General features: G+C 42.7%; 12 protein-coding genes and 1 pseudogene. 11 read left to right on the top strand and 2 right to left on the bottom strand.

What is annotated here, in order from left to right; all coding sequences use genetic code 11:
* Window positions 1-312: 312 nt before the first annotated feature.
* Together Xsto_RS14880 and Xsto_RS14875 are read left to right on the top strand one after the other, a co-directional pair.
* The gene (locus Xsto_RS14880) at window positions 313-2,727 is read left to right on the top strand and encodes a primase-like DNA-binding domain-containing protein (protein ID WP_099125534.1); all 2,415 of its coding nucleotides are present in this window, start codon (window positions 313-315) and stop codon (window positions 2,725-2,727) included.
* 597 nt (window positions 2,728-3,324) lie between these two features.
* Window positions 3,325-3,804: an Hcp family type VI secretion system effector gene (locus Xsto_RS14875; RefSeq protein WP_099109442.1), complete on the top strand. Its 480-nt coding sequence runs from the start codon at window positions 3,325-3,327 to the stop codon at window positions 3,802-3,804.
* Here the strand turns inward: Xsto_RS14875 and Xsto_RS14870 are convergent.
* Both Xsto_RS14870 and Xsto_RS14865 read right to left on the bottom strand, forming a co-directional pair.
* Window positions 3,801-4,223 carry a hypothetical protein gene (locus Xsto_RS14870; protein WP_099125533.1) on the bottom strand — a complete coding sequence of 141 codons (423 nt, stop codon included), beginning with the start codon at window positions 4,221-4,223 and terminating at the stop codon, window positions 3,801-3,803. The genes Xsto_RS14875 and Xsto_RS14870 overlap by 4 nt on opposite strands.
* The gene (locus tag Xsto_RS14865; RefSeq protein ID WP_099125532.1) at window positions 4,201-4,887 is read right to left on the bottom strand and encodes a hypothetical protein; all 687 of its coding nucleotides are present in this window, start codon (window positions 4,885-4,887) and stop codon (window positions 4,201-4,203) included. Before Xsto_RS14865 ends, Xsto_RS14870 begins: the two co-directional genes overlap by 23 nt.
* 357 nt (window positions 4,888-5,244) lie before the next feature.
* On the opposite strand from Xsto_RS14865, the gene Xsto_RS14860 reads away from it, so the two are divergent.
* From Xsto_RS14860 to Xsto_RS14820, 9 genes and pseudogenes are all read left to right on the top strand, one after another.
* The gene (locus Xsto_RS14860) at window positions 5,245-5,622 is read left to right on the top strand and encodes a hypothetical protein (RefSeq protein ID WP_099125531.1); all 378 of its coding nucleotides are present in this window, start codon (window positions 5,245-5,247) and stop codon (window positions 5,620-5,622) included.
* Between the two features lie 166 nt (window positions 5,623-5,788).
* Window positions 5,789-6,934, top strand: a complete 1,146-nt coding sequence (locus Xsto_RS14855; RefSeq protein ID WP_099125530.1) for a phage major capsid protein — start codon at window positions 5,789-5,791, stop codon at window positions 6,932-6,934.
* Window positions 6,935-6,952: 18 nt separating this feature from the next.
* Window positions 6,953-7,501, top strand: coding sequence for an HK97 family phage prohead protease (locus Xsto_RS14850; RefSeq protein ID WP_099125529.1), 549 nt, complete (start codon window positions 6,953-6,955; stop codon window positions 7,499-7,501).
* A 2-nt stretch (window positions 7,502-7,503) separates the two neighbouring features.
* Complete coding sequence (locus tag Xsto_RS14845) at window positions 7,504-8,718, top strand: phage portal protein (RefSeq protein ID WP_422646201.1); 1,215 nt, start codon at window positions 7,504-7,506, stop codon at window positions 8,716-8,718.
* Complete coding sequence (locus Xsto_RS14840) at window positions 8,718-9,053, top strand: phage head closure protein (RefSeq protein ID WP_099115757.1); 336 nt, start codon at window positions 8,718-8,720, stop codon at window positions 9,051-9,053. The genes Xsto_RS14845 and Xsto_RS14840 overlap by 1 nt, the downstream gene beginning before the upstream one ends.
* Entirely contained in the window at window positions 9,050-9,352 is a 303-nt protein-coding gene (locus Xsto_RS14835; protein ID WP_099125527.1) for a head-tail connector protein, read from the top strand. The genes Xsto_RS14840 and Xsto_RS14835 overlap by 4 nt, the downstream gene beginning before the upstream one ends.
* On the top strand, window positions 9,352-9,777 hold the full coding sequence (locus Xsto_RS14830) for an HNH endonuclease (RefSeq protein WP_099125526.1): 426 nt from the start codon (window positions 9,352-9,354) through the stop codon (window positions 9,775-9,777). Before Xsto_RS14835 ends, Xsto_RS14830 begins: the two co-directional genes overlap by 1 nt.
* Before the next feature lie 118 nt (window positions 9,778-9,895).
* A complete protein-coding gene (locus Xsto_RS14825; RefSeq protein ID WP_099125537.1) occupies window positions 9,896-10,249 on the top strand; it encodes a phage terminase small subunit P27 family in 354 nt (117 codons plus the stop codon).
* A pseudogene (locus Xsto_RS14820) lies at window positions 10,246-11,903 on the top strand (terminase large subunit). Before Xsto_RS14825 ends, Xsto_RS14820 begins: the two are co-directional and overlap by 4 nt.
* The last annotated feature ends 137 nt before the right edge of the window (window positions 11,904-12,040 follow it).

The following is a 12,040-nucleotide window of genomic DNA, read 5'->3' as shown; positions in this document are numbered from 1 at the left end:
GATTGATTGCTTACTGCCTTAAAGAGAAAAAGCCATCACTGAAAATTTTCTACTCAGAAGAAGATATTTCAGCAATAGCTTAAGCGGAATTGGGGTTAAATTAGTTAATTGCATTGTATACAGAAAATCCGATCCGTTAGGTCAGGCTTCATTTCGTGCGGGTTTATGTACCTCTTTATATGAGGTCATTCTTGAACAGGCAAGCCAACACTGTTCGGAAGAGTTACACGATTTGCTTTCACTGGCCTGTGATATTAATCAGGAAGTTTACTATTCGCTCTATGCAGCGGTTAATGGCGAGGACGAGTGATCATGAGTCAGGGAAATAATAATCAGAAAAGCCGCCCGTTGGATGTGATTCGAACAGTGAAAACATCAGCCATCAATCACTGGCAAAGCCTGTTGTCTGCTTGTGGTGTTGATGTTCCGGCAAAAGGCAAACACGGTGCTTGCCCAATCTGTGGCGGCACTGACCGCTTTCACTTTATAGATGATAACCATCATGGTGACTGGCATTGTCGCCAGTGCGATAAGCCGAATCATGGTGATGGGCTGGATTTAGTGGCAAGAACCAAAGGGATCACGGTCTTTGCTGCCGCTAAGTTGGTAGCCGATGCGCTGGCACTTCCTTTACCTGAATCTCAACCAATCAAAGAAAAGCCCCGAACAGTAAAACCAATTGCAGAACGCATCGCTGCGCTGGTTGCAACTTCTGTCACGGGTGAATCTCAGTATCTGACTAAAAAGGGGCTTCAATGCTCCAATCAGCGGTTATTGAAAGATGGCTCTTTATTGCTGGTGACTCAGGCACTGGACGGCACGATCACAGGCGGGCAAACCATCAAGCCTAATGGTGAAAAACGCCTTGTCTCAGGGACTCAGAAGAAAGGCAGTTTTATTCCTGTCTCAACGATTACCGGAACACCAGACAATTTCATCATCACCGAAGGTTACGCCACAGCGTTAACGGTCAGCCAGTTACATGAGGGCGTGGTATTGGCAGCCATTGATGAAAGCAATTTATTCACCATTGCCGAACAGGTCAGAACACAGTGGCCAGATGCGAAAATTATTCTTGCTGCTGATAACGATTGGCACGAACCGGAAGAGCGGGACAAAAATGGTAGGTTAAAAAAGAACGTCGGCAAGATAGCGGCAGAAAAGGCCGCTATAGCGATTAACGGCTGGGTAACGTTACCGCCTACGGAATTAAAATCTGATTGGGATGATTATCGCCAGCATCACGGTATTGAGGCAGCAAAACAGGCATTCAGCAACGGGTTATATCAGGTTGGAGAGAAAAAACTCATGGAAGCAGAAGCAGTGATTATCCACGAAACGAAGCCTAAAAAAGCCAATAACAATCTGGCACAAATGGCAGCCAGTCAGCGCGGGGCACTATTGGTTGAGCGATACGGTAAAGTAGCGGTTAATCCTGATAGTGAAATGGTTTACCACTATAACGGTACAACATGGGAAACCGTGTCGGATAACGTATTGCGCCGGGCAATGGTGGCCATCTTTGACCAGTACGAAACCCCTTACAGCCCGAACGGGATCAATAACGCTATCTATGCCATGAAATTACAAGTGCCGGTTATTGGGGAACAACGGCAGGATTTAATCGGGTTCCGTAATGGTGTGTATGATTTATCGGCCCAACAGTTTACCCCGCACCAGCCGGAACACTGGTTAATAAACCATAACGGCATTGAATTCACCCCGCCTGCTGCCGGTGAAAATTTACCAGACCATGCCCCAGATTTTTATCGCTGGTTATCCCATGCGGCGGGAAGCAATGAAAACAAGATGAATCGCATTAAAGCCGCCCTGTTTATGATCCTGGCAAACCGCTATGACTGGCAGTTATTTATTGAGGTCACGGGCGAAGGGGGCAGCGGTAAAAGCATCTTTACCTATATCGCCACCTTATTAACGGGAGAACACAATACTGCCAGTGGCAACATGCGGGCATTAGACGAAGCGAGAGGCCGTTATCAGTTTGTTGGGAAAAGCCTGATTACGCTGCCCGATCAGGTTAAATATGTCGGTGAAGGCGCGGGCATTAAGGCGATTACTGGCGGTGATTTAATCGAAGTTGACGGGAAATATGAGAAGCAATTTTCTACGGTCATTAAGGCAGTGGTATTAGCCACCAATAACGAACCAATGAGCTTTACAGAACGTAATGGCGGTATTGCACGGCGGCGGGTGATATTCCCGTTTAACATTCCGGTCAAAGAGTCAGAAAAAGATCCACATTTGGCGGAGAAAATCAGTCGGGAACTGCCCGTTATTATCCGCCATTTATTAAACGAATTTGCCGACCAGAACAAGGCTAAAAAGCTGCTACAGGCACAACGCGATTCTAACGAGGCGTTAACGGTGAAAAGCAATTCCGATCCGTTATATCGCTTTTGCGGTTATCTGGTAACCGTCAATGATGCAACTGGGATGAAGATGGGCACTAAGAACATTAGCCCACGAGCGCCGAGGTTGTATCTGTATCATGCTTATCTTTCTTTTATGGAAGCGCACGGCTTTGAACGCCCGTTAACACTGACCAAGTTCGGCGAATCGTTGCCTAAAATTATGCTGGAGTACAAAAAGGAGTATCGGAAAGTGCGAACCAAGAAAGGTTATTCTTATAATGTTGAGTTGTCGGAAGAAGCCGAAGAGTGGTTGCCGTCATTGCCTGAATGCCGGGATTTTAAATCCCCACTATAAACTTTTTTGGATTAAGTCTGCATTCCCTGCATCATTTTAAATATCTAGTTGTATTTAAAAGAAAATAATAGATGTATAGTTATTTCTTAGCTATACATCAAATATACATTCTCTTCATTAGGATAAAAAAGGGGTGAACAGGGGATACAGTGAATGAATATCATATTAATTACTGCAAACCCAGATGTAGCAAGGCTTTGAGAAGAATGTGCAGAGGGTGCATAACTGAGAGGGTGAAAAAGATTTATAGGGGGGTATCTCTGGTAGGAGGATTACATTATCTAATTTCCAATACTCACTTTTCTTGTTTGATAAAATCATTATCACATAAAAATACTTTTATTTAACGATATAATTTAAATTAACAGTTAATCAATGGATTATAGGGCATATAACAAAATATTATTTCATCTAAATATTATCGAATGTCACATTAATATAATGTGCATTACATTGAGTGATAGTATTTTTAATTACTATGTTATATATTTTATCATTGTTATTTCGTTTTATGGTAAATTATTAACGTTACTATTGACAGAATGATGAATGGTTATATATTTTTATGGGGTAAAATAACATACAAAAGGAAATGAAATGGCAAATATTATTTACATGACCTTAAACGGTAAAAATCAAGGATTAATATCATCAGGTTGCTCAACTTATGATTCAATTGGTAATAAATATCAAGAGGATAATAAGGATAAGATATTGATTTATTCTATAGATCACGATATTAACCGAGAGCAAAATGTAAATCATCACCCTATAGTAATAACAAAGCCAATTGATAAATCATCTCCATTATTGGGAGTTTCAATATCAAATAATGAACATTTAGATTGCCTGCTTGAAATATATAGAAATAGTTCGGCAGGGGGATTGGAAAAATTTTATTCTATTAAATTAACGAACGCCGCTATAAAAAACATCTCCAGCCATTATCCGAATTCACTAAGTCACAATGATATGCAACCATATGAAAGTATAACAATTTCATATGATAGCATAACATGGACACATCACATCGCTGGCACATCAGGTTACAGTATAAGAGAAGAGAATGTATTTTAATTCTTCTCAACTAAAAACAAAATGGTACGTTCAGTATCATTTTGTTTTATACTTATAATGGTATTATCTTTATGCCAGCGCTCATCTTTCCAATACTTATCATAGTATTTTATAAATCCCATATTTTCAGTGTATTTTATTAATTTTGTCAAACTGCTCATATGTACGTTTGAAAATATAATTTCGTTAGTCATGGTGCTATTACCATCAGGGGAGTCATAGTATATGATATAATCATTTGAAATTAAAGGAATACTCTTAATTTCATCAAAAGTAAATGCGTAATAATAAATGAAATTTCTTTTCGTATATGACAAGTTAACATTGGCTAATGATGCAAAAAAAAGAATAACACCAATAGCTAAAATAAATATAACAATGCATATACGTATGAAATTACTCAACCGCAATCCCAGCATATTCTTTACCTATATTAACCCAGCTTGCATCTTCAATAAGCATTACGTCTTGACCAGTTTTTATATCACTCATAGGAATTATTGTGTTTAAAAAACTAGGCAAGGGAGCATTATAAGGAATCGCATTGTTTGGATACTTTTCAGGATCAGGAAATAATAATGGCTTAAAAGATTTATTTTTATATTTTCCTATAGCTCCATAATAATCCCATCTTTTATATGCTTTTTCTTTACTGACTACCCCTACTTGAGGTAAATAATTAATATCATTGATAGCCTGATAAAAACCGAATAAGTTAGAAATCAAATCTTCACCACTATAGCCACTATCTGAAATTAAAGTAAAGGGGAAGGAATCTTGATATGATTCAAATGAATGAGTTGTATACATCATAATAGTAAGTGCAACTCTTTTTTTATCATGCAAAGATAAACCTTTTCTAACCCTCCATCTTGTTTTTATAGATGTCCCTAGGCTACGCCCTTTACCCATATATTGAACATATCTAACGATAAAATGAGATTTATGAGTAGATTCATCCCCCAAAGCAAGAGAGATCATCAGCTTTCTTGCATCATCACCATTAGCATGTCCTAAATCTAACCATCCTAATTTTTCTGTATAAACTAACCGTCCATTGTCTATGTCAGATCTTTTAGTCATAGGAACTCCTGTAATTTAGTTAAATGTGCCATAAATTTTATAAAGTATGGCACTAAACAAAATAATTAGCGGAACAGTTCTAACAGAAATCAGCTATTATAGTTTCACACTAAGTAACATATTCCTGTAAAATATAATGATATAATTACATACTAGATTAGTAAATCCTAATCTCACTTTTTAGGAATGGCATATGCTTTATATAAAGCAGAAATGGTTAGATTTGTTTTTTTGAAAGAAATACCAATTTAAAACTATATCACTAATGAAATTACTCAAACTAAACTTCATCAAAAACACTTACCTTATTAACTCTAAAGTTAATTATTCTGGTGATTTTAAAATCAATAAAATAATATGAAGAAAATTTTATTTATCATTCTGTTTTTTCTTGTTTCTGCTTGTGCAAGTCAAGATGTCAATATTTATCCTGATGGAAATTCGTTAAAAGATGCTCGGATAGGTGTTCCATATAATGAATTAATAAGAACACCGGGGGCTATGGGGTTTTTCGCAGAAATAACGCCTTCAAACTCAGGTCTAACATGGAGTCCCAGTGATTATGATGTTCCTGTATTACCAGTAACAGCAAAAGATTATAGCCGCATAAAAATACAAGGAACTCCGATATATGCTGGAGAAGTAATCATCAAAATATCTGGTGCCACTTATGGGCATATGTTTAAAAACCCCTCAGGATTTAATAAAACCTACACTATAAAAGTAAAGGAATGATTTTTATTATTAGAGTGGCGGCTTGTATCGCCATTCATTACAAATTTATATTAAAAATACTCTCATCTACTTTGTGTAATCATTTAGCATAATTAAATAACTTTATTATTAATTTTCATGCTGTTAAATATATTTAATTGAAAACAAATTGATATATAAAAACATTATGAAAAAATTACTCGAATTACGCCAACAAAAAGCCGATTTAACCCAACAAATGCGTTCGTTGCTTACTCAAGCCGAAAATGAAAAACGCTCACTGTCTACCGATGAAGCCAAACAGTTCGACGAGCTGCGCAGCCAGTCCGATAACCTGAATACGGAAATTGCCCGTTATGAGTCTTTATCTGATGAAGAACGTAATCAGGCAAAGATTCAGCCGACCAATAAAACACTCAGCAATGACGAGCTGCGCCACTATATTCTGACTGGCGAAGCCCGTTCCTTGTCTACAAGCATTCCCTCAGATGGCGGCTATACTGTTATCCCTGAGCTAAACAAACAAATTATGCAGCAACTGGCTGATGAGTCGGTCATGCGTCGAATCTGTACGATTAAAACCACACGCAGCAATGAGTATAAACAGCTTGTTTCAATTGGTGGCGCAGCCGTGGTACATGGGGAAGAAGGCAAAGCACGTAGTGAGACTTCTACACCCAAAATGGAAGAAGTCAGCATCAAGCTGTTTCCTATCTATGCCTATCCTAAGACTACCCAAGAAATCATCGATTTTAGCGATGTCGATATTCTGGGCTGGTTAACCTCAGAAATCGCTGACACCTTTGTTGATACCGAAGAAACCGATCTTGTGAGTGGTGACGGCAGCAAGAAAGCAAAAGGCTTTCTGTCTTATCCCCGTGATACCCAAACTGACAAGGTACGTGCGTTCGGTACACTACAAAAGCTGGAAGCAACTAGCCTTGAAGCCGATAGCCTGATTGACCTGAAATTCTTACTCAAAAACAAATACCGCAAAAACGCCGTATGGGTGATGAATTCGACAACAGCCGCCAACGTACAGAAGCTGAAAAATGGCAACGGGGATTACATCTGGCGCGAACGTCTACAAGCGGGTGATCCTGATATATTGCTGGGTTTGCCTGTCTACTATCTCGAATTTATGCCGGATAACATCATTGCGCTAGGTGACTTCAAACGCGGTTACTTCATCGTTGACCATCAAACGGGCATTCGCACCCGTCCTGACAATATCACCGAGCCGGGATTTTATAAGGTACATACCGATAAATATCTGGGCGGTGGGCTGGTGGACTCCAACGCAATCAAGGTGCTGGAAATCAAAGCCTATTGATAATATTGGAGTTTATCGATGATGAATGATTTTGAAATCCGTACTGCCTCGTTATCTGCCAGTGATAAGAAACTGACAGGCTATGTGATTAAGTGGAACAGCCGATCACAAGTCTTGTGGGATGAGTTTGTCGAACAGTTCGCCCCGAATGCCTTTAGCGCCAGTCTAGCGGCAAGTGCTGATGTCAGGGCACTTTATGAGCATGATCATATGAACCTGTTAGGCCGTACCACATCCGGCACATTGCAATTGAGTGAGGATGCCAGCGGATTACGTTTCGAACTAACCCTACCGGATACGCAATTGGGGCGCGATGTACTGGCGTTGGTTGAACGGGGTGATATTTCCGGTATGTCCTTTGGTTTTCGTGCCTTTAAAGATCAGTGGGATACCAGCCAAACACCGTATGTCAGAACTGTTTTAGAAGCCGAGTTACGAGAAATTACTGTTACCAGTTTACCCGCCTATCCTGAAAGTGGTGTTGAGATTGCAAAACGTTCACTGAATGCGATTAAGCTCTATGATGCTGATTTGTGTCACTACTGGCTGCAATTGTCTGAGGTGTGATGATGTGGCCTTTTAAGCGAAATGCACCAGAACGGCGCAGTATGACGATAGATGAATTTTTTTCTCTGGCAGGCATACCTAATACCAAATCCGGCGAGCATGTTTCCCCCTCGACCGCCGAGGGTTTACCTGCCGTGATGAATGCCGTCACAGTGATTAGTGAAGCGGTCGCCACCATGCCCTGTTATCTCTATCGAGTGAAAAATAGTCACGGCACAGAGTCCCGTGAGTGGTTAAGTGATCATCCGGTTGATTATTTGCTTAATGAATACCCGAACGACTGCCAGACCCCGTTTCAGTTTAAGCGAACCCTGATGCGTCATTGCTTGTTAAATGGCAATGCATATGCGGTCATCGTCTGGGGAAAAGACGGACAGCCACAATCATTACACCCTTACCCGCCGTCAGCGGTTGTCCCACAGCGATTATCGGATCACCGCTTTGCTTATACCATTACCGAACCCTATAGCGGCAAGGTCAAAACCTATCTACAGGAAGAAGTGTTGCATTTGCGTTATGCCACCGAAGATGGCTTTTTGGGGCGCTCGCCTGTCACGATTTGCCGGGAAACGCTGGGTTTGGGGTTGGCGCAACAGCGCCACGGAGCCAGCATTATGAAAGAGGGTATGATGGCGGCGGGCGTGATTAAAGCCGCTGACTGGCTGGATGGCATCAAGGGTAATAAGGCACTGGAAGCCCTAGAACGCTATAAAGGTGCTCGCAATGCAGGCAAAACGCCCATTCTTGAGGGCGGAATGGAATACCAGCAATTAGGCATGAATAACCAAGATGCGGAGTGGCTGGCCTCCCGCCGTTTCACTATTGAAGATATCGCCCGTATGTTCAATGTCAGTCCGATATTTCTGCAAGAATATTCGAACAGTACCTACAGTAACTTTAGCGAAGCGTCACGCGCTTTTCTGACAATCACCATGCGTCCGTGGCTTGCCAATTTTGAGCAACAAATCAAATCCGCCTTGCTGATGAACTCACCAAAACGAGGCATTCGCTACCAAGTCGAATTTGACACAGCCGATCTGCTTCGCGCCAATCCGAAAGAACGTTTTCAGAGTTATGAAACTGCGATTAAATCCGGTGTGATGTGTCCGAATGAAGCCCGTGAGCGCGAGGGATTATCTCCCCGTACTGGTGGCGATGAATTCAGTCAGGCATGGAAACAAACCGTAGAAATCAAACAACAACAGGAGGCCAAATAATGAGAGCAGGTAGATTGCGGCATCGGGTGACGATCCGAAAAAATGAAGCAAGTCGGGGTAAATTTGGTGAAGTGCTCAACAACTGGGTAGATTTAGCCACGGTCTGGGCAGAAGTCAAAGCGATTAGCGGGCGGGAGCTGGTGGCCTCCGGCGCCGTGTTTTCAGAAGCCACCGTGCGTATCTGGCTGCGTTATCGTGCTGATGTGACCACAGCGAACAGCATTACCTTTCACGGCGCGAACACGACGGGCACCGCTTTTAGCATTATGGCGGTCATCCCCGATGCGAAATACACCCGCCTAGAATTGCTTTGCAAGGGAGGGATATTCCGATGAGCCGGATTGAAATTCCCCTGAGTGAAATCAAACAGCATTGTCGGCTGGAGGAAGATTACACCCTTGATGATAGCTTATTAACGGGTTATGCCGCCGCTGCGTTGGAAGTCTGCCAGCAACATATCGGTAAACGCTTTGATAAGGAATTGGTTTTCACGCCAGCAATCAAAATCGGTTGTCTGCTTTATATTGGTTTGTTGTATGAAAATCGGGAAATGGCAACCGATGTTGAGCTAAAAGAAGTGCCTTTCACCATCAAATCACTGTGGTCTGTCTATCGTGATGTGGGGATCTACTGATGCCGTGGCAACCATTAAAGTGTTGTAGTTATCCCAGTTGTAAGCAACGGGTAAAGTCCGGTCGCTGTGCTCAGCATCGGCGGGAACAGAACAGGCAGCGGGGCACACGCACCGAACGTGGCTACAGTAACCGATGGGGACGCTACCGGCTGCAATACCTGAAAGCTAACCCGCTCTGTGTTCACTGCTTACAGCAAGGCTGCTACACACCTGCAACCATTGTGGATCACATCATCCCGATACAGGGTGATGCAGATATGCTGTTTTGGCCTGCATCTAATCATCAAGCACTATGCCATGTCTGCCACAACCGTAAGACCGTCCAGACAGACCCCATCACCAAAGCCAAGCGCAAACAGGGAAGCTATCAGGAACAGGAAGCAGAAGCGGCACGGTTGGTTAACTTCGGAATAATAACAAACTGAAATAACGGGGTAGGGGTATCAAAAATGACAAACATCCCTCTGAACGGAACCGCCCCCTCCTTCAATTTTTATGCCCGGCAATTTTTTTGAAAATAAATCACAAGGAACAGAGAACATTATGGCAAGAGCGCCCAAACCGCCTACTTATTTAAATGATATTGCCGCTAGTCAATGGAAGGCCAAAAGCAAAATCTTAAACGAGCGGGAAGACCTAAACGCCGCCGATTGGAACAACTTAGAGCTGTATTGCGTCAACTATGCCATTTACCGAAAAGCCGTAGCAGATCTTGATATCAGGGGCTTTAGCATTGTGAATAGTCAGGGCAGTGAAAGCCGTAATCCCTCATTGAGTGCCAAAGCCGACGCTGAAAAAATCATGATAAAAATGTCTTCATTACTGGGTTTTGACCCCGTATCACGGCGCAAAAATCCGGTAGAAATTGAGGAAGAGGACGAGCTAGACCGACTATGAACGCATGGGAACAGTACGCTTTTGATATCGAAAACGGCATAATTCCGGCCTGTAAGCGGGTAAAACAGGCGGTGAAACGCTACTTTAACGACCTGAATAACCCGCTTTATATGTTTGATACGGAGGTTGTAGCGCGGTTTATTGCCTTTTCCCGTTACTGTCCGCACGTCAAAGGCCATTTGCGGGGTAAACCGATTATGCTGGAGCCGTGGCAGCAGTTCACCTTTGCCAATCTGTTCGGCTTCAAAGTGAAGGCAACCGGACGACGAAAATACCGCAGTGCTTATATTCAGGTGCCACGCAAAAATGCAAAGTCTACTGTTCGATACTGGCTAACTGGTTTCTGGTGATGGAGAACGGGCAGCAGGATATTTACACCGCCGCCGTGAGTCGGGATCAGGCACGTATTGTGTTTGATGATGCCCGCCAGATGTGCCTATTATCCAAACCACTCAAGAAACGAGTAGCGATTCAGCAGCACAAAGTCACTTATGCTAAGAGCAATAGCCTGTTAAAACCGCTGGCAGCCAAAGCCGCCACGATTGAAGGGACTAACCCCAGTCTGGCAATTGTCGATGAATATCATTTGCACCCAGATAACGCGGTGTATTCTGCCCTTGAACTGGGAATGGGAGCACGTCCCGAAGGTATCCTGTTTGCCATCACCACGGCGGGCAGTAACGTGATCTCAGCCTGTAAACAGCACTATGATTATTGCTGTCAGATATTGGATGGCGAGGAGCAGAACGAATCCCTGTTTGCCCTGATTTACGAGCTGGACGACGAGCATGAGATTGATGATGAAGCCCTTTGGATAAAGGCCAATCCTAATCTGAATATCTCCGTGGACAGCACCGCTTTGCATGACACCATCCAGAAAGCGCGGGGCATTCCCTCACAATGGACAGAGATGCTAACCAAACGTTTTAATATCTGGTGTCAGGGCGAAACACCGTGGATGGGGGATGGGGCGTGGAAAGCCTGCCAGATGGAGTATAACGAAAGCGACCTGAAAGGGCTGGAGTGTTACGCGGGATTGGATTTATCCTCAACGGGCGATATCACCAGCATCTGTTACACCTTCCCCGTGGATAACGAACTGTTATTACTGACCCGCCATTACCTGCCCGAAGCCCAGTTACAGAATCCTGCTAATAAGAATCGGGCAATCTACCGTCAATGGGTACAAATGGGCTGGATACGTACCACGACAGGCGATTGTATTGATTATGATCGTATCCGTGATGATATCCTCAAAGACAGCCAGCACTTTAATATCAAGCTGGTGGGCTTTGATACATGGAACGCCACTCACTTACGCACACAGCTACAGGGTGCAGGGCTGGATGTTGAGCCGTTCCCGCAAACTTATATGCGCTTTAGCTCCGTCGCTAAATCAGCCGAGGTGTTCGTTAACCGCAAAATCATTCGTCACAATGGCGATCCGGTGCTGGCGTGGGCGATGTCCAATATCGTGATGGAGACAGACGCAAACGCCAATATCAAACCGAATAAGAAGAAATCAGCGAATAAAATCGATCCTGCTATTGCGTTCCTGATGAGTTTTGGTACATGGCAAGCAGAGCATGAAGAGTTTGCGTTTATCTTGAGCGAAGAACAGCAAAGGCGACTAGATGGCTTTGATGGGATTTAGTTAATTCATTGATTTTTATTTCTGTTTCAAAAATAGAGGTTATTAAATCAATTGGTTAAAGAATTATAAGCTTCACTTTATTTCATAGTTATCAACTAATTGATATAGTAAATATATTTATTGTTCTAATTATCAGT

Source organism: Xenorhabdus stockiae (assembly GCF_002632825.1).
Classification (GTDB): Bacteria; Pseudomonadota; Gammaproteobacteria; order Enterobacterales; family Enterobacteriaceae; genus Xenorhabdus; species Xenorhabdus stockiae.
Note: the sequence above shows the minus strand (reverse complement) of the source record. Positions and strands in the feature narration are given on the sequence as shown.

What these genes read in the sequence shown, in the direction of transcription:
- Xsto_RS14830 (WP_099125526.1), top strand. Translation starts at nt 9,352, where the DNA reads ATGCCGTGGCAACCATTAAAGTGTTGTAGTTATCCCAGTTGTAAGCAA.
- Xsto_RS14865 (WP_099125532.1), bottom strand. Translation starts at nt 4,887, where the DNA reads ATGACTAAAAGATCTGACATAGACAATGGACGGTTAGTTTATACAGAA.
- Xsto_RS14880 (WP_099125534.1), top strand. Translation starts at nt 313, where the DNA reads ATGAGTCAGGGAAATAATAATCAGAAAAGCCGCCCGTTGGATGTGATT.
- Xsto_RS14850 (WP_099125529.1), top strand. Translation starts at nt 6,953, where the DNA reads ATGATGAATGATTTTGAAATCCGTACTGCCTCGTTATCTGCCAGTGAT.
- Xsto_RS14845 (WP_422646201.1), top strand. Translation starts at nt 7,504, where the DNA reads ATGTGGCCTTTTAAGCGAAATGCACCAGAACGGCGCAGTATGACGATA.
- Xsto_RS14840 (WP_099115757.1), top strand. Translation starts at nt 8,718, where the DNA reads ATGAGAGCAGGTAGATTGCGGCATCGGGTGACGATCCGAAAAAATGAA.
- Xsto_RS14875 (WP_099109442.1), top strand. Translation starts at nt 3,325, where the DNA reads ATGGCAAATATTATTTACATGACCTTAAACGGTAAAAATCAAGGATTA.
- Xsto_RS14855 (WP_099125530.1), top strand. Translation starts at nt 5,789, where the DNA reads ATGAAAAAATTACTCGAATTACGCCAACAAAAAGCCGATTTAACCCAA.
- Xsto_RS14860 (WP_099125531.1), top strand. Translation starts at nt 5,245, where the DNA reads ATGAAGAAAATTTTATTTATCATTCTGTTTTTTCTTGTTTCTGCTTGT.
- Xsto_RS14825 (WP_099125537.1), top strand. Translation starts at nt 9,896, where the DNA reads ATGGCAAGAGCGCCCAAACCGCCTACTTATTTAAATGATATTGCCGCT.
- Xsto_RS14870 (WP_099125533.1), bottom strand. Translation starts at nt 4,223, where the DNA reads ATGCTGGGATTGCGGTTGAGTAATTTCATACGTATATGCATTGTTATA.
- Xsto_RS14835 (WP_099125527.1), top strand. Translation starts at nt 9,050, where the DNA reads ATGAGCCGGATTGAAATTCCCCTGAGTGAAATCAAACAGCATTGTCGG.